Origin of the sequence: Pseudochrobactrum mosebachae (assembly GCF_048914685.1) — a bacterium.
GTDB lineage: Bacteria > Pseudomonadota > Alphaproteobacteria > Rhizobiales > Rhizobiaceae > Pseudochrobactrum.
Map to the genome: position 1 here is coordinate 3,117,318 of NZ_CP128408.1, position 17,928 is coordinate 3,135,245.

16 protein-coding genes are annotated in these 17,928 nt (G+C 49.0%); 5 read left to right on the top strand and 11 right to left on the bottom strand.

Going from position 1 to position 17,928, the window contains the following annotated elements:
• Positions 1 to 105: 105 nt before the first annotated feature.
• The 3 genes from MP213Fo_RS14055 to MP213Fo_RS14065 all read left to right on the top strand — a co-directional run bounded on the left by MP213Fo_RS14055 (position 106) and on the right by MP213Fo_RS14065 (position 2,896).
• Complete coding sequence (locus tag MP213Fo_RS14055) at positions 106 to 1,140, top strand: hypothetical protein (protein ID WP_421089578.1); 1,035 nt, start codon at positions 106 to 108, stop codon at positions 1,138 to 1,140.
• A gap of 63 nt (positions 1,141 to 1,203) precedes the next feature.
• Positions 1,204 to 1,566 carry a hypothetical protein gene (locus MP213Fo_RS14060; RefSeq protein WP_421089579.1) on the top strand — a complete coding sequence of 121 codons (363 nt, stop codon included), beginning with the start codon at positions 1,204 to 1,206 and terminating at the stop codon, positions 1,564 to 1,566.
• 91 nt (positions 1,567 to 1,657) lie between these two features.
• The gene (locus tag MP213Fo_RS14065; RefSeq protein ID WP_421091166.1) at positions 1,658 to 2,896 is read left to right on the top strand and encodes a serine hydrolase domain-containing protein; all 1,239 of its coding nucleotides are present in this window, start codon (positions 1,658 to 1,660) and stop codon (positions 2,894 to 2,896) included.
• Between the two features lie 284 nt (positions 2,897 to 3,180).
• Here the strand turns inward: MP213Fo_RS14065 and MP213Fo_RS14070 are convergent, their stop codons facing one another.
• The 3 genes from MP213Fo_RS14070 to MP213Fo_RS14080 form a co-directional block, all read right to left on the bottom strand.
• Positions 3,181 to 4,275: a hypothetical protein gene (locus MP213Fo_RS14070; RefSeq protein ID WP_421089580.1), complete on the bottom strand. Its 1,095-nt coding sequence runs from the start codon at positions 4,273 to 4,275 to the stop codon at positions 3,181 to 3,183.
• A gap of 476 nt (positions 4,276 to 4,751) precedes the next feature.
• Positions 4,752 to 6,107 (bottom strand): DNA polymerase IV, encoded by a 1,356-nt coding sequence (locus MP213Fo_RS14075; protein WP_421089581.1) that lies wholly within the window; start codon positions 6,105 to 6,107, stop codon positions 4,752 to 4,754.
• 176 nt (positions 6,108 to 6,283) lie between these two features.
• Positions 6,284 to 6,583, bottom strand: coding sequence for a DUF3572 domain-containing protein (locus MP213Fo_RS14080; RefSeq protein ID WP_421089582.1), 300 nt, complete (start codon positions 6,581 to 6,583; stop codon positions 6,284 to 6,286).
• A gap of 228 nt (positions 6,584 to 6,811) precedes the next feature.
• Here MP213Fo_RS14080 and MP213Fo_RS14085 point away from each other — a divergent pair, with 228 nt between their 5' ends.
• A complete protein-coding gene (locus tag MP213Fo_RS14085) occupies positions 6,812 to 7,183 on the top strand; it encodes a response regulator (RefSeq protein WP_421089583.1) in 372 nt (123 codons plus the stop codon).
• A 146-nt stretch (positions 7,184 to 7,329) separates the two neighbouring features.
• Here MP213Fo_RS14085 and rpmG read toward each other — a convergent pair whose 3' ends face one another.
• The 6 genes from rpmG to topA form a co-directional block, all read right to left on the bottom strand.
• A complete protein-coding gene (rpmG, locus tag MP213Fo_RS14090; protein ID WP_421089584.1) occupies positions 7,330 to 7,497 on the bottom strand; it encodes a 50S ribosomal protein L33 in 168 nt (55 codons plus the stop codon).
• 101 nt (positions 7,498 to 7,598) lie between these two features.
• The gene (locus MP213Fo_RS14095; protein ID WP_421091167.1) at positions 7,599 to 8,741 is read right to left on the bottom strand and encodes an MFS transporter; all 1,143 of its coding nucleotides are present in this window, start codon (positions 8,739 to 8,741) and stop codon (positions 7,599 to 7,601) included.
• An 83-nt stretch (positions 8,742 to 8,824) separates the two neighbouring features.
• Positions 8,825 to 9,661: an NUDIX hydrolase gene (locus tag MP213Fo_RS14100; RefSeq protein ID WP_421089585.1), complete on the bottom strand. Its 837-nt coding sequence runs from the start codon at positions 9,659 to 9,661 to the stop codon at positions 8,825 to 8,827.
• Between the two features lie 5 nt (positions 9,662 to 9,666).
• Positions 9,667 to 10,119 (bottom strand): DUF983 domain-containing protein, encoded by a 453-nt coding sequence (locus MP213Fo_RS14105; RefSeq protein WP_421089586.1) that lies wholly within the window; start codon positions 10,117 to 10,119, stop codon positions 9,667 to 9,669.
• Positions 10,120 to 10,136: 17 nt separating this feature from the next.
• Positions 10,137 to 12,422, bottom strand: a complete 2,286-nt coding sequence (gene rnr, locus MP213Fo_RS14110) for a ribonuclease R (protein ID WP_421091168.1) — start codon at positions 12,420 to 12,422, stop codon at positions 10,137 to 10,139.
• A 406-nt stretch (positions 12,423 to 12,828) separates the two neighbouring features.
• Entirely contained in the window at positions 12,829 to 15,597 is a 2,769-nt protein-coding gene (gene topA, locus MP213Fo_RS14115) for a type I DNA topoisomerase (RefSeq protein ID WP_421089587.1), read from the bottom strand.
• Between the two features lie 268 nt (positions 15,598 to 15,865).
• On the opposite strand from topA, the gene MP213Fo_RS14120 reads away from it, so the two are divergent.
• Positions 15,866 to 16,045: a hypothetical protein gene (locus MP213Fo_RS14120; RefSeq protein WP_421089588.1), complete on the top strand. Its 180-nt coding sequence runs from the start codon at positions 15,866 to 15,868 to the stop codon at positions 16,043 to 16,045.
• Between the two features lie 9 nt (positions 16,046 to 16,054).
• Here the strand turns inward: MP213Fo_RS14120 and dprA are convergent, their stop codons facing one another.
• A complete protein-coding gene (dprA, locus tag MP213Fo_RS14125; protein WP_421089589.1) occupies positions 16,055 to 17,275 on the bottom strand; it encodes a DNA-processing protein DprA in 1,221 nt (406 codons plus the stop codon).
• Complete coding sequence (gene plsY, locus MP213Fo_RS14130; RefSeq protein ID WP_421089590.1) at positions 17,276 to 17,887, bottom strand: glycerol-3-phosphate 1-O-acyltransferase PlsY; 612 nt, start codon at positions 17,885 to 17,887, stop codon at positions 17,276 to 17,278.
• Between the last annotated feature and the right edge of the window lie 41 nt (positions 17,888 to 17,928).

A 17,928-nucleotide genomic window follows, 5' to 3' on the forward strand; every position in this document is an offset into this window, starting at 1 on the left:
TAATAAAACCTGCCGCGCTTCATGTATTTAGTGTACTACTAAAGTTATTACTCAATAGTCATGCTGATAATAGCCGGTAATGATAAAATGCGGGGATCGGGCGAGATGACCATCGGGGCTATAGGCAAAAAATCACGCAGCTTTGCTCTTTTTGTACTGGTAACGTTTTCCGGTGTTTTACTCAGCTGTTTTCAAGCCTTTGCCGATGATCCTATGGTGCTTTATGATGCTGAAGGGTTGAAAATCAGGGCTCATTTACAGGCTGGTCTCAATGGTGTGGCAGAGAAAAACCTGTTCTGGAACTTTGCAGATAATTTTGCACCATCACTTGATTACAATCCTCGTAAGCAGTGGCTTGAAGGTTATGTGAAGCCCGGTATCAGCTTCAATAGCCAGTTGAACGATGGTATAAGTCTTTATGGTAAGGGCTCAGTTGTTTTGTCTGGCACATTAGGCACCGATGCTTTTAATGTTGGTGATACGGGGCGATTGACTGTTGAAGAAGCTTATATCGGCTTTCTGAATAAAAATAGCAGTGGTGCAGCGTTTGATCTTTCAGTTGGTGCAAGAGAGTTTAAAGCTGGTACAGGAATGCTGATTGCGAATGGCGGGACGAGCGGTTTTGAACGTGGCGCATTAAAATTCGGACCAAGGAAAGCTTGGAAATCCTCCGCGATCGCACAGTTTTCCTATGACGAGCTACAGGCAACAGCCTTTTATCTCCAGCCCAATGAATTACCGGACAGCAGCAGCAATACGCAGCTTGTTGGAGCAGATTTGCGTTATCAATTGCCAGCAGAGAGCTTTGCGGGTGTTACTTTTGGCCATGTGCTTGAATCGAACTCGCCTTATGTGCAGGCCGCGCCCGATGGTCATGGCGCCCCTGAGATCATTGCTGATGGACGTAAAGGTCTGAATTTTGTTAACGTCTATGCGATTGGCACGCCGTTTCCGGACGTTTGGGAAAATTTTATTGCAGGCACCGAATTTGCCTATGAGTGGAATGACCGGATTGATCTGTCTGCATGGGCGGGGCGGGTTTATGTCGGCTATAATTTTATTGATCTGCCTTGGCAGCCAAGTCTGGCCATTGCCTATCAAAGCTTTTCCGGCGATGACCCGTCCACAGCGCGTCTCTAGCGATTTGATCCGCTGTTTTATGAAGGCAATCCAAGCGCGTGGTCGACGGGCACAAAATCATCGATGGTGTTTATCAATTCGAATGTTAGTGCCTATCAGGCAAGCTTACGCGTAAAGCCCACCGAGCGTGATGCTGTCAGCCTGCGCTATGCACACATTCGTGCCAATGAGTTGCGCAGTCCTATACAGTTCGGACAGGGGACGCGCGTTGAAACATCGGGTGATGAGCCGGATATTACCGCAGGTGTCACCAGCCATCACTTGTCTGATGATATTTATCTGGAATATAATCGTATTCTGAACGCTCATACCTATCTCACAATCGGCTTCAGTGTGTCATTTCCGGGTTCCGGAATAGAGTCCGCTTATCACGGAAAAGCTCCAACCTGGACCGGAGGATTTGCCAATGTCGTTGTTAATTTCTAAGTGTCAGCCAGTGTCTGCTCACTCTGTTAAAGGCGTGCTTTTGGCTGCATTGATCGTTGCGGGTGGCAAAGCCGGTGCGCAGGAGGCTGAAATGATGAATGCGAAACAATCTGATCCCGTTGCACTTGGATGGATGACCGGTTCACCGCCACCTGATGATAAAATTATACGGTTTACTGATCCTGATTATTTCAACTTTCCTAAATTGCGCTGGACTGCTTGTCATTTCAGACAGTTAATGCCCACTATCGCTGTAAGCCGTGGAATTGGTGCGCCGGTGCCATTAGAGCGCCAGCCTGATGAAGCTGCCATAGATGCGCTAGTATTTATGCCGCTGGGTGCTGATAAGCCAATGACATGGGCGGCCTCGCAGGATGCCAATTATACTGACGGGATCATTGTACTGCACAAAGGTGCTGTGGTTTACGAAAAATATTCCGGTTGCCTCACAGATACAGGGCAGCATGGCGCTATGTCGGTTACCAAATCCATTACCGGTTTGCTTGGCGAGATTTTGGTTGCCGAAGGCAAACTGGACGAGAAAGCTAAAGTTGCAACACTGGTGCCGGAACTGGCTAAAAGCGCCTTTGGTGATGCTACCGTGCGCCAAGTGATGGATATGACAACAGGGCTGCATTACAGCGAAGATTATGCTGATCCTGAAGCAGATGTCTGGATTTATTCAGCAGCTGGTAGCCCGCTGCCAAAGCCGGATGATTATCAGGGGCCGAGAACCTATTTTGAATACTTGCAGACTGTGCGCAAAGAGGGAGAGCACGGGGAGGTATTCGGCTATAAAACCATTAATTCTGATGCGCTCGGATGGATTATTGCACGGGTAACTGGCCAGTCTGTGACACAATATTTGACTGAAAAAATCTGGAACAAGATGGGCGCCGAGCAAGATGCTTATTATACCGTTGATTCAATAGGCACGCCTTTTGCCGGTGGCGGATTGAATGCCGGTTTGCGTGATCTGGCTCGAATCGGGCAATTGATGCTGAATAATGGCGTGATAAACGGCGAGAGGCTGGTGCCGGAAGCGGCCATTCGATCTATTCGGGGTGGTGGTGATAAAGCAGTTTTTGCCAAAGCAGGCTATGATCTTTTGAAGGGCTGGAGTTATCGCGGCATGTGGTGGATTTCACATAATGCCAATGGCGCTTATATGGCGCGCGGTGTGCACGGACAGGCGATCTATGTCGACCCTGCGGCAGAGATGGTGATTGCGCGTTTTTCATCGCATCCGCTGGCGGGTAATGCTGCCAATGATCCGACATCACTGCCAGCCTATGCAGCTGTGGCCGCTTATTTACTCGGCAAAAAATAGGATCAGACAAGGATTATGGATCACAGTGACAGCGCAGAATATATATCATCAAAACCAGGTGCCATGCTCTAGTCTGGTTGTTTGATAGCCAAAATGATTAATAGCCAAAGTGATTAATAGAAGGACGGCCACTGAAACCTTAGAGCATTTCACTATCAAGTTTAAACAGCTTGATAGGTATGACAATGCGAAAAAGCTAAAATCTAGAGCGAGCGCTGCGATCCAAGCTGATCGTTACCCGCTCTAGTGGGTTAAAGCTCAGAGCCGTCCATATATAATGAGGCTCAATGATAAGTAATTTTTTGGCTAGTTCTCAATAGCTCATTTCCGTTTTTATCAATCAATATTGCCAATATACGGCTCGCAGAATATTTATCGTAAATTCCCAGTTCAACCGACCATGATCCGTTTTTATTGGGCTTGATTGTTTTTCCATCTGAATCGCCTTCGATTTGAACGAGTACTGATTTGTGTGGTTCTGCAAGCCCGGAAACGATTACAGATCCCCCTCCGGCACGAATATTTTTAGGTGGGTTTACATGACCAAGAGCAGATTCAATGCTAAGCTGCGGTGCAGGATATGTCATTGTTATACCCAAGAACTTGCCATCATTATGGTAGCTAGGCCAAGCGATTACACCGCACCTGCTACCTGTAACAGTGTTAATTGGTGTTTCATAAGTCTTAGGATCACCTATATGTTTTATTCTTAGTTTAGAATATGTGATCTGTGTTCTGCCAACTTTATTACAAGGGGTACTATCACCCTCAACCCAGGCTGATGGATATGTGAAGCCCATTTCCCCCTTAAGAACCTCAAAGCTCCCAATAATAAGAGAATTAATTTTGTTTCCATTTGAATCGTATTGTTCAACGCGGCCTTGAACAGTTGTACCTTTTGAATGTGATGAAATTATTTCAGCAACAGTATTATAGCGATAACCTGATGTCACAGGTATCTTTACTGCACAAGTAACGCCATCTCCTGAATCTGCCCCAGTGTTACAGTTGCTCTTGTCAAACTTTCCATATCCGGCACCAAATAAAGAAAAATGTACTTGGCCAATGAATCCATCAGTACTGTTGGCTACATTTAACCCCATATACATAGTATTTTTATCGTTATTATTTTTTAAATTCACTAAATTAAACTGATTTGCAATAAACCTTGTTCCTTCGCGTTTAGGGCTAATAATATCTATATTTAATGGTGCGGAAATATAATTTAAATCACTTTTATTGTCGTTTTTGTAGTCAAAGTTAATAAGGTTTCCTTTGTCAATCGGAGCAAAATAAGTAGTATCTATAATTTCTGAAAAAGATAGAGTAGAATATATAGTAAAAATATACGCTATAAGTATTTTAATGGATATTTTCATTTTTCACCTAATTTTTATTTTACAAATTTAATTATTATTATATTTAATGCAAATAATCAGTTATTATTGTTTGTTGTTATGTGTTGCTTTTATATTTTTTTAAAAGGTAGCAATACTGTTATTTATTGCAGTAATTTAATTTTCTTTGAAAGAGGGAGATGCATTTTAAATCTGTTACTTCGATAGCCCATAGATGGGGGCATATAACCTTCGCTTAGGGAGCTTTCATTTTTTCTAGAGCGGGTAACGTTCAGGTTGGATCGCAGCGCTCGCTCTAGATTTTAGAGTTTTCGCATTGTCATATCGATCAAGTTGATTCAAGTTGATAGTGAAATGCTCTAGGGGCAGAAAATCGCTCTATCTATTTCTTTTTTGAATACATCGTACTCTAAGAGCCGGTTGACACTTTGCTTGATGCACGTGGTAGAAAAGATACCAAGGCAAACTATGCGCTATTGGACTTTATTGAGCCGGATTTATTTTGATGGTGTTTGCGGGCGGGCGAGGTTGCCCTTACCGAATGTGTAGCCGGTTTCAACAGTCTTAGAGCCAAATTTCGAGCGCAACTTATCAATTGCACTTTCTGCAGCTGCGCGTTTGCCAGCCTGCACATCCACAAGGTCAGGCGGATCGGCTTTCACCGGATCAGTCAGGTCTGTTACGCCGATACCGAGCAAACGAAAACGCGTGCCGTCGATCTCTTTTTGCAGCAGATAAAGACCGGTGCGAAAAATACGGTCAGCAAGCTGCGTAGGGTCGCTTAAGCGGTGGTTGCGGGTACGGCTTTGGAAATCCTGCGTTTTAAGCTTGAGTACCACCGTATGCCCCGCAATATGGCCTTGCTTTAAACGTGAGGCGACTTTTTCCGACAAGGCACGCAAGACTGGCACCAAATCTTCAGGCTTGGAGATGTCGATGTCAAAAGTGGTTTCGTTGGAGATGCTTTTCATCTCGCTTTCCGGCTGCACGATACGTGTATCCTGCCCCCGTGACAGCCGGTAAAGCCGTTGCCCCATCATGCCATAGGATTTCATCAAACCAGCTTCTTCCATCTGCTGCAGCTGGCCAATCGTCTGTATGCCGTCTGCATTGAGCTTGGCTGTCAGCGCTTTGCCCACGCCCCAGATCATGCTGACAGGTTTGGGTTTCAGGAACTCCATCGTCTCCGCTTCACCAATAACCGAAAATCCGCGCGGTTTTGCCATGTCGGATGCGATTTTGGCCAGGAATTTGCAATATGACAAACCAACCGAGACGGTAATACCGATCTCTTTCTCAATGCGACGTGCAAATTCAGCCAGTACAAGGGCAGGCGGCGCATGATGGAGCTTGGTGGTGCCGCGCAGATCGAGAAACGCCTCATCAATCGACAGCGGCTCAACAAGCGGGGTAAGATCAAGCATCATCTTGCGGATCTGATGGCCGACTGTGCGGTATTTTTCCATATTAGGTGCAACGAAAACCGCCTCAGGGCAGAGTTCAATTGCCTTGAAAGTCGGCATTGCCGAGCGCACTCCGTGGATACGCGCAATGTAGCAGCAGGTAGAAACCACGCCACGCTTGCCGCCGCCAATAATCACCGGTTTGTCACGCAATTCCGGATTATCACGCTTTTCAACTGCTGCATAAAAAGCATCGCAATCAATATGTGCAAAGCTTAAATCATAGAGCTCCTGATGACGCACCAGCCGCGGGCTGCCGCACTCGCTGCATCGAGGATGCTGGTTCTGACGCGGATATTTTTTAAGCTTTTTCTGTACAGCAAGACAATCGCGGCAGAAACCTGCCTGCGGATCTGCTGCAGAAAAATAGCCGTTAAGACCCTTGGTCATAGATGTAAAACCTGTGCTGCGATCCGAACATATGCGGAACATTTTCACAGTACAGTTTAGAGCAGGTCATCGCCAGTGATTTTTTTGCTTACGCACATATCTGCGTGCCCATATCTGCGTGCCTGTGCCTGCACAAACCTGCAAGCGCAAACCTGTTTGCGCTTGCAATGATGCACTTACATCGAGTTTTCAAAATGCGTTGCACCGCCTGGCAGATGATGAAGTGCCTGGTTCATGCTTTCGGGCTGATGGCCGCTGGCCTCGCAAAACTTCATCAATGTTGGCTCATGGGCGAGATAGAATTGCAAAACGCCGGTCAGAAACGCAGGCTCACCGGCTGCTTCACGGATTGAGGAGGCCTCAATGCCGGTCAGCGAGAGAAAGCGGTTCATCAGCTCGGGTTCCTGCGCCAGAAACACCAATGCTTCAATAGCCAGAGTTTCAGCATCATTTTGATTTAAAATTGTTTTTGACATTTCGAGCCCTGCGAACTGATTTTTACGTTTTGGCAACTGTAATCATAGCTTTAATTGCATTTGAAACTGTTTAGGGTCATTTTGACCATTGATCAATGCTATGCTCTGTGAAGCCGGATAAGTATGGTCTTTAGTCCGGTGATTGACGTGAGCCTTAATCTGCGAAATGCTGCTGTTAACAGCAAGCTTATATCGTCAGGTTGCGGATTGGAAGAATAGGTAATTTGCATGACCAAAAGAGTGATGATCGTCGAAGATAACGAGCTGAATATGAAGCTGTTCCGCGATCTGATTGAGGCCAGCGGTTATGAAACCATCCGCACCCGCAATGGCCTTGAAGCCATGGATCTTGCGCGTATTCACCGGCCTGATCTGATCCTGATGGATATTCAGCTACCGGAGGTTTCCGGACTTGAAGTAACAAAATGGCTCAAAGAAGATGATGATCTGAAGTCGATACCGATTATCGCCGTTACCGCTTTTGCTATGAAGGGTGATGAAGAGCGTATCCGGCAGGGTGGTTGCGAGGCCTATATCTCGAAGCCTATTTCTGTGCCGCGTTTTATCGAGACGATCAAATCCTATCTCGGTGATTTGTAATCTACCGATCATACCGGCTTAATGTTTAAATGCGCTTTGTGATTACAGGGCGCATTTTTTATTATCTATATGAAATTCAATAGTAAAATCAGGGTAATAAAAAACGCCGCACAGCGGCGGCGTTTTTAAAATAACAGAAACCGGACTTATTTGATTTTGGTTTCTTTGAACTGTACGTGCTGCTTTGCAACTGGATCGTACTTACGCTTTGTCATTTTGTCCGTCATTGTACGGCTGTTCTTCGTTGTTACGTAGAAGAAACCGGTATCTGCGGTCGACAACAGTTTGATTTTGATTGTTGTAGCCTTAGCCATAACGTTATCCTGCTCTTTAATAAAATAAAACCGCCTGCGATTCCGGCGATTTCATCCGGGTGCGGGAATTTGTGGGGACACTACGGATACAGGGCGAAAAGTCAACCCCGCTGTTTACGAACTACCAGTCTGAACAGCACAATTATGATAAATGCTGCAAAAAACAGTGACAATGTGAGTGGAAAACCTTTGGCGCCGAACAAATCCATGCCAACACCGGCAGCCTGCGGGCCTGCAAGCATGCCTAAGCCATAGCAGAAAATGAAAGCCGCATTGGCTGATGCAAGCTCGCGCCCCTGCAATTGGGAGCCAAGATGCGCAAGGCCGACGGTATAAAGACCGGCCACAACACCACCCCAGATCAGCAACAAGAACGCCATCAGATACCAGTTCGTCACTACATATGGCAAAGCGATCATGCCGATAAAGCCGATCAGCGCACAGATCAGCAACAGAATTCTGCGATCTCTGATGCGGTCGGATATCAGACCGAGCGGGATTTGCATCAGCACATTACCAAGGCCAACCATAGTCAGAAGCAGCGCCGCATCGCCCTCGTTAAGGCCAACGCGGGTACCAAACACCGGAAAAAGTGCAAAACCGCCGGTTTCAACCGCGCCATAAACAAAAACGGCCATGGTTGCTGCCGGAACAATGAAAATATAGGGCAGGAAGGGTACATGTTCGCCTTCCTCAAATTCAGGGCTGTCTTTGCGGGCAATCACCACCGGAATATAAGCCAGCGCAATAATGGCCATACCAATTCCAAATGGCATAAAGCCGCCGCTGCCAATGCGCGAGAACAGCCATGGCCCGACAGCAAAACCGAGTGACAGGCAAGTGGCATAAATCCCGAGGATCAAACCGCGTTTGGCGGGTGAGGCCGAAGTGTTGACCCAATATTCAGACAATACAAACAGCACTGTCAGCGCGAAATGCAGCGAGACGCGCAAACCGAACCAGGCCCAGATTTGCGGGAACAGGTAGAAGCCGAGAAAGGACAATCCGCTGATAAACAGCATAATCATCATACTGCGGGCGACGCCGAAATAAGAGCCGATACGCGCTGAAAGCGCTGCACCGAACAACGAGGCTAATCCGGCAATTGCCGTATTGGCGCCGATGGTACTGGCGGAGTAGCCGCGGCTTTCCAGCAAGACGCTGAGCAGCGGAATACCAAGACCAATGGCAGCACCAACCGCACTGATCGTAGCGATGGCTGCGCCAAGCGAGCGCCATTGAATAGGTTCGCCCGCTTCATCTATCGAAGAGGCATGAGCGGCCGGTGATGCGGTACCGGATGGGGAATGGTCGTGCTGCATAGAATTCAAATTACCTCACGGACATGACGGCCATGCCGCTTATGATATAGGGGAACCGGATATATAGAGGACAAACTCATATCTTTGAGCAGGAGTTTTTGAATATCCTGCAAAATAATGCGGGTAATATCAGCAATATTAAGATTAAAAGCTTCAGCAAAGCTCACAAACTGTAAATCGGTAAGTTCCGGTTCGTTATACAGCGATGATTCTGTGTTTATATGACCAGTGCCGTCTATGGGGCTGATCTCATCAAGAAAGCTTGCAAAAAATCTTGCATCATAGCGCCGTACAAAGCCGGTGGGTGTCACAGCACGCGCAACATAGCGCAGCCGCGATAAATCCGGCAACTGGTTGCTTTGTGCAAAACCGTGCCATGGATGCGTAAAACTGTCAGGGGTTTGCTGATCTGGCCGCTTAGGCCGGACAGGTTCAGCAGGCAGGGCAGGTGTACCGAGCAACAGGCCGGTTTCCTCATAGGTTTCCCGTATCGCTGTCATTGCCAATGCACGAGCTCTGCGGGTATTGGCGCGGCTACCCATGCCCGCAAGCAGTTTTGCCTCATCCTGTGGCCGCAGCTGGTTGGCAGCGATGATTTTACCATCCTGCGCATCAGTGCCGCCACCCGGAAACACAAATTTGTCCGGCATAAAATGCATGGCACGGTTGCGCCGCCCCATCAGAATACGCGGTTCACTGACAGAGCGGTCGATAATGATGAGAGAGGCTGCATCACGCGGCCTTATATAAGCTGATGATGTAGCACTGCCACTTGGCGCGGCGGCTGCATCATCAGATTTATGCAATGTCTGCAATTTCACCTTTGGCGGAACCGATGACATGGCTGTCAGATATATTCTTTTTCGTTTTCTGTATCAAAGCCGTGCATGTAAAGCGCCCATTGCAGGCCGATTGTAGCGCCTTTCATCGGCTGAAGCAGTGCCAGTGATAACAGCACAGTCACAGGCCCCCAGATTGCCAGATGTCCCCAGAGCGACAGACCGCCCATAGTTTCCACCATCATAAACAGTGCAATCACAATATGACCGACAATCAGCACGGTCAAATAGGCCGGCAGGTCATCAGCGCGTTGGGCTGTATAATCTTCATCGCAGACAGAGCAATTGGCAACAGGGCGCAAAAAGCTTTTAAACAGCTTGCCATCATTGCAATTCGGGCAATGGCTGAGCAGGCCGCGGCGCATGGCCTGACCTAACGGGCGCGCGGCGCGTGCAGGCTTGGTGCTGTCACCGCCGAAAATCTGGGTATCTGTATGGATAGCGCTTTGTTCAGTGCTCATCATATTCTCCTGTGCGCCTATTTTTTCGCTTTGCGCGAAACATGTGAAGGCTTGCCGCCGCTCGGTCTGCTACCCGGTCTGCTGCTTGACCGGCTTTTTGATCTGCCGTCGGACTTACGGCTGAATTTGGTGGCTTTATGATGCGATTGCAAGGATGCAGGCAGCAAACGCGGTTCGGTCAGCATTTCAAAGCGTAATGCACCGGCAACCGGCTGGGCTTCAACCAGCCGCACTTCCACATTATCACCAAGACGATAGCCTTTACCCGATCGCTCTCCGGCAACCGAATGTCCAGCTTCATCATAGTGATAATATTCCCTGCCCAAAGTTGAAATGGGAATAAAGCCGTCTGCACCATATGTCGCAAGGGTCACAAACAAGCCGGCTCTGGTTACACCCTGCACACGTGCCTGAAATTCGGCACCAATCTGCTCGGCCAGATGATGTGCAATCAAACGATCCGTAGTTTCACGCTCTGCCAGCATCGCGCGGCGTTCAGTCATCGAGATATTTTGCGCAATGGCCGGCAATTCGCCGGTTTCGGTATTGGTCAGGCCATCCGGGCCCAGATTGAGTGCGCGGATCAAAGCGCGATGCACAATCAAATCGGCATAACGGCGGATAGGCGAGGTGAAATGCGCGTAATGGCGCAGATTAAGCCCGAAATGGCCGATATTATCAGTGTTATATTGCGCCTGACTTTGCGAGCGCAGCACCACCTGATTAACCAGCTCCTCATGATCTGTATCTTTAACGCGTGCCAAAATACCGTTAAATTGACTTGGGCGCAGCTCAGAACCGCGTGCCAGAGTGATCTCAAGGGTTTTAAGAAAATCACGCAAGGATTCCTGCTTGGTCATGGAGGGCAGGTCGTGGATACGATAAATCAGCGGCTGGCTTTTGGATTCCAGCACTTCGGCAGCGGCCACATTGGCCTGAATCATAAATTCTTCAATAAGCTTATGTGCGTCCAGACGATCAGGAATGAATACTTTCAGCACCTGACCCTGATCATCGAGAATCAGTTTTTTCTCCGGCAAATCAAGCTCGAGCGGCTCGCGCTTGTCGCGGGCTTTTTTCAAGGCTGCATAGGCCTGCCATAAAGGCTTGAGGCTGATATCAATAACCCGTTCGGTCTTTTCATCCAGCACGCCGTCTATCGCTGCCTGCGCTTGATTGTAGGACAGGCGGGCGATCGAGCGCATCATAATGCGGTGGAAGCTGTGGGAGCGTTTGCGGCCATTGGCATCAATCACCATACGCACAGCCATTGCCGGACGATCTACCCCCTCACGCAGTGAGCAGAGATCATTGGAAATGCGCTCTGGTAGCATCGGAACAACACGATCCGGAAAATAAACCGAGTTGCCGCGCTTCAGCGCTTCATGATCAAGCGCAGAGCCGTGTGATACGTAGAAACTGACATCTGCAATCGCGACAACAATAACAAAGCCGCCTTCATTGGCAGGGTCAGTGTCAGGTTGTGCCATTACCGCATCATCATAATCCTTGGCATCAGCCGGATCGATAGTGGCAAGCGGCAGGGAGCGCCAGTCTTCACGATTATCCATCGTGGCAGCTTTGGCGTTTTCAGCCTGTTCAATAACCTTTTCAGGAAAAATATGCGGAATTTCATGCTCATGAATAGCGATCATCGAGAGCGCTTTTTCACTGCTGATCGAGCCGATAACCTGTGCAACCTTGCCCTGCGGCAGGCCAAAACGGCTTTTTTGATGTGGCGTAACCTCAACCAGATCACCAACTTCAGCACCGTTCAGAAACTCAGCATCAATGCTGACTTCATTTTGCTTGCGGTTTACCGGCTCAAGGCGATATTCGCCGCTCTGCAATTTGCGCAAGACGCCGAGCACGGAACTGTCATACTTCTCAAGTTTTTTGATCACGCGTCCGGTATAGGGCGTACCACCTTTATCGGAGTTGGCAAAAATCTTTGCCAAAATCTGATCGCCGACACCAACTGTGGGGCCGCTGTCTTTATGTGTACGGCGCAGTAAAACCAGAGGTGCTGGTTCAGTACCGCTCCATTCGATCGGCTTTGCCAGCAAACCGCCATCATTATCACGGCCGGTAATTGTGAGCGGGGCAATTGGTGGCAATGCATTCGGACGTGTCAGTTTTTTCGTACGTTTTTCTACCTGACCCTCGGCTGCCAGATCACGCAAAATATCTTTGAGATAAATGCGCGCATCGCCTTTCATATTGAAAGCCTTGGCAATATCGCGCTTGGCAGCGCGGTCCGGATTTTCAGTGATAAACTTTAAAACATCTTCTTTAGACGGCAAATAGCTCTCTGAGAGCGGCTTTACTTTGGATTTACCGGTAAAGACTTTAGTGCTTTTTCCACTCTTCTGATTTTTTGGTTTTCCTGCACTGCCATTGCGGTCAGAAGAAGGGTCAATCTTACGAGCCAAACCGGTAATCCTTAATATATTCTCTTTTTAATAATGTCTTAGAAAGCTCTTTAAAGCATTTTACAATTAAATGGAAACAATTGCTGTGGGGTATCTGGTGCGCAAAGCGCTGAGGTCAACTCATAAATTGTGCTGGTATTGTACTTGGATTGTGCCGGGAGCGTGTCAGGAATGCTGGGAATACACCGGCAGATTTCTGCGCTACCCAGTAATTGGTTGTAAATAAAAAGGGCACCATAAATCTATGGTGCCCTTTGCTCAGATCATTGGCTGATATTTATTCAGCGGTATCAGTATCGGCACCAGTATCGGCAACGGGCTTTTTAGCTTTAGCTGCTGTTGTTTTGGCTGCAGGTTTCTTTGCAGAGGCAGGTTTTTTAGCGGCTGGCTTTTTCACAGCAGGTTTTTTGGCCGGCTTGGCTGCTGCATCACCATCGGTAGCATCTGCATCTGTTGCAGCAGCTTTGGTGGTTTTCTTTGCTGTCGCCGTTTTCTTCGGTGCCGCGGCTTTTTTTGGAGCAGCCTTCTTCGTGGTTTTTTTGGCGGCGCCACCTTTAGCTTTGATGAGCTCCAGCGCTTCTTCCATCGTCACCGATGCCGGATCTTTGCCCTTTGGCAGGGTGGCATTGACCTTGCCCCAATTCACATATGGCCCGTAGCGACCGTCACGCACCGTGATAGAGCCACCATCCGGATGATCGCCCAATGTGGCAAGTGCTGCAGGTGTGGCACGAGTGCGGCCGCCTTTAGCCGCTTTTTCAGCAAGCACTGTGACCGCGCGATTGATGCCGATCTCGAACACATCTTCAATACTGTCGACATTGGCAAAAGCGCCGTCATGCGAAAGATAGGGACCATAACGACCAAGGCTTGCGGTAATCATTTTACCGCTTTCAGGATGCGCACCGACTTCACGCGGCAGATTGATCAGCTTGAGCGCTTTTTCAAGATCAAGCTCGCCTAATGACCAGCCTTTTGGCAGGCTTGAGCGCTTGGCTTCTTTGCCTTCACCGCGCTGAATATAGGGGCCGAAACGACCGCTGCGCGCAGTAATATCTTCACCGGTAACCGGATCCTGACCCAGTACCCTTGGTTCGTCAGATGCTGCTGCATCGCCTTCACCATCGGTGCCGAGCTGGCGGGTAAATTTACATTCCGGATAATTCGAGCAGCCGACGAATGCACCATATTTTCCAAGCTTGAGCGACAGGCTGCCGGAGCCGCAGGTCGGGCAGGAACGCGGGTCCATACCATCGCCACGATCTGGAAAGGCAAGGGCGGAGAGCTGTTCGTTCAATGCATCCAGCACATTGGTAACGCGCAGTTCTTTGGTGTTGTCGACATTGCCGGAGAAATCTGTCCAGAAATCACGCAACACGTCTTTCCATGCCAGTTTGCCATCGGAAATCAGATCGAGTTTTTCTTCCAGCGCAGCGGTAAAATCATATTCCACATAACGCTCAAAGAAGCTTTCAAGGAAAGCCGTTACCAAACGACCTTTGGCCTGCGGGATCAGCTTGCGCTTATCCATTGTGACATAATCACGGTCGCTCAAAGTTTTAAGCGTTGCAGCATAGGTAGAAGGGCGGCCAATGCCGAGCTCTTCCATACGCTTGATCAATGAGGCTTCAGAATAACGCGGCGGCGGTTCGGTCGAATGCTGGGTCGCATCGATTTTCTCGCGCTTTAATGGTTCACCCGCATTAATCTGCGGCAAACGTGCACCATCCTCGTCTTCATCTTCTTCTTCACGGTGATCGGTATAAGCGGCCAGAAAACCTTGAAAACGAACAACCGAGCCATTGGCGCGCAGCATCGCGGATTTGCCACCATTGGTGGCTTCAATATCAACCACCGTGCGTTCAATATCGGCAGGCTGCATCTGGCTGGCAATGGTACGCTTCCAGATCAGCTCATAGAGCTTTGCCTGATCATCATCGAGAAATTTGCGCACATCTTTAGGATGGCGGTTAAAATCGGTCGGCCGCACTGCCTCATGCGCTTCCTGCGCATTCTTGGCTTTGGCAGAATAAAAGCGTGGCTTTTCCGGCACATATTCGGCGCCGAAATTCTGCGCAATTGCCTTGCGGGCAGCGGTAATGGCTTCCGGTGCGATCTGCACGCCGTCCGTACGCATATAGGTGATAAGACCGGTGGTTTCGCCACCAAGCTCAATACCTTCATACAGACGCTGCGCAACCTGCATGGTGCGTGATGCCGAAAAGCCGAGCTTGCCGGATGCGGCCTGCTGCAAGGTAGACGTGGTGAATGGCGGACCCGGATTGCGTTTGGTTGGCTTGGCATCAACGCTCAGTGCTTTAAAGCTTGCGCCTTCCAGCATGGTGCGGATGGTCGTTGCCTGCTCTGCATTTTTAATGTCGAGCTTGCCGAGCTTCTTACCGTCAACGGCAATCAGGCGTGATGTGAAATTATCGCTGCGCGGTGTTTGCAGAAGTGCCGCGATATTCCAGTATTCTTCACGGATGAAGCGTTCAATTTCAGTTTCGCGGTCACAGACGAGACGCAAAGCCACCGATTGCACGCGGCCTGCCGAGCGGGAGCCCGGCAATTTGCGCCATAAAACCGGTGAAAGCGTAAAGCCAACCAGATAATCCAATGCGCGGCGTGCCAGATAGGCATCAACCAGCGGAATATCAAGCTCACGCGGATTGGCCATAGCTTCAAGTACGGCATTTTTAGTAATAGCGTTAAAGACCACGCGCTTGACGGCTTTAGAGCCGAGCGCCTTTTTCTGACGCAGCACTTCAAGCACATGCCATGAAATGGCTTCACCTTCACGATCCGGATCGGTTGCGAGAATCAGAGTGTCGCTGTTTTTCAGCGCTTTGATAATGTCGGCAAGACGTTTGGCAGAGGGGCCGTCAACTTCCCACGACATTTCGAAATCTTCGTCAGGGCGGACAGAGCCGTCTTTGGCCGGCAAGTCACGAACATGGCCGAAGGATGCCAGAACCGTATAGTCTGAGCCTAAATATTTATTGATTGTTTTGGCCTTGGCAGGCGATTCAACGACAACGACATTCATATTGCTGGTCCAGATTAAAGGTGCGGCAGCCGGATTCTCCGAAGCGGAAAACACTGTGGCTGGCTAGAAGTTTGACATTCAAATGAACAGCCAAATCTGTTTGGTCAAGAGCAAGTCTATGATTTTTACGCAAAACAACGACAGGTTGACAAAAATAATATTGTAATCATAGGTTGATAATAAGGCTTTTGAGATTCTGATCGAGTGATTTTATCTGCGTTCTATTTATATTTTTAATTATTTTATCGTTTCCGGTGAAGGTTACGTCATGAAGAAAATCAATGATGAACTGTATCATGAAGTAATTTACATTCATGATACATTACTTAAGCTTAGACATATTGCCCAGAGCAATCAATTTCCAATGCTGGCTTATTTTATAGAAATGTCTTGGGTGGAAGTTTCAGATATTTTACGCTCTCAATTCGGCCATAAGCACAAAAATTGATATTTTTATTTAGCCTCGCGCTAAAAGTCCGATCAAACCATCATCAAAACGTTGTATTATTCCTTCGAGATCAAGCTCCAGCAGTGCCAGGTGGACTGCTGATGCACTGAGTCCCGTGTGCCGGATCAATGCATCAGCACTGACCGGTGTGCTGCTCAGGGCATTGCGGATACGATTTTGCTTGTCTTGTTGATCAGGGCAGGAGCTTGAATCCAAGTTGGACGGCAGGCCTTTGATCTGCGCTGTACGAGCAAGAACCTGTACGCCTTGATCTTCAAAAAACAGACCTGCCTGTGCCGGCACAGCCTGTAATGCATGTGTGTCTGTATCCGCGCGCAGCATTGGTGCAACGGCATCAATAATATCTTCTGCCTCGGTGAGCATGATGGCACCGTTTTTAAGCAGTGAATTGGTGCCGCTGGCGCGTGGATCAAGCGGTGAACCGGGAACTGCAAACACCAGCCGCCCCATTTCACCGGCCAGTATGGCACTGATGAGCGAGCCGGAGCGTTGTGCGGCTTCAATAACCGCAAGGCCGAGCGACAGGCCGGCAATAATCCGGTTACGGCGCGGAAAATCCTGCGCTTTGGGTATCCAGCCCATCGGCATTTCAGTAATGATAACACCGCCATTATCGATGATTTTATCCAATAGTGGCAGATTTTCAGGCGGGTATGGTTTATCTATGCCGCCTGCAAGAACAGCAATGGTGCCGGTTTCAAGGCTGGCTTTGTGTGCACTGGCATCAATGCCGCGGGCAAGGCCTGAGACAATGGCAAATCCGGCAGCGCCCAGATCACACACCAGTTGGGCTGTGAAAGCACAAGCTGTGGCTGAGGCGTTTCGCGCGCCGACAATGGCAACCGGCGGTTTGCTCAGGGTTGCAATGTTACCCTTCATTGTTACCAGCGGTGGCGGATTGAGCATTTGTTTGAGATAAAGCGGGTAATCCGGCTCACCCATACCGATGAGGCGGGCACCACTGCGCTCAATGGCTTCAAGCTCGCTTTCGGCCTCCTGTATTGTGTGGATGCGCAGCGGCCGCTTGGCTGTTGATCTCGCCAGCTGCGGCAGGCATTCAAGGGCATTTGCTGCTGTGCCGCAATAGGCAATGAGTTCTCTGAAGCTCGCAGGTCCCACATTGGAGCTGCGGATGAGCCGCAGCCAGCTCAGTTTTTGCTGATCTGTGAGACGAATTCCTTTTGCTTGCGAACTCGTCCCGGTGATCATTTATTTTGATCCTATTTTGGTTTCCGTACCACTGATCAGCCTTTGTATATTGGCGCGGTGCTTGATGAAGATGATCAGGGTCAGTACTGCAAACAGCAATGCTGTTTTATCCAGCCCCAGATATAGGATGGAGAGCGGCACCAGTATGCTGGCGACCAGTGCTGACAATGAAGAATAGCGGGTCAGCAGCGCAATAATGATCCATGCGGCGATGAACACCAAAGCACCGGGCCAAACCAGCCCAAGCAGAATGCCAAGATAGGTTGCAACACCTTTGCCACCTTTGAAGCCAAGCCAGAGCGGAAATAAATGACCGAGAAATGCGCCAAATCCTGCGGCAAGCGCATAGTCACGGCCAAAATAGGCAGCAATCAGCACTGCAACGGTGCCTTTGAGCATATCGCAGAGCAATGTTGCGGCGGCGATTTTTTTATTACCGGTACGCAGAACATTGGTCGCACCAATATTACCGGAGCCGATGGAGCGCACATCACCAAGACCTGCCATGCGTGTGAGCACGAGGCCGAAGGGAATTGAACCAAGCAGATAGCCAAAGACCAGCGCTGCAAAGATGCCCGCCGCGCTGCCGGTTATAATCAGTGGTTCAAGCATATAATCCCCTCAAAAAATATTATCTGCGATTACGCAGAATG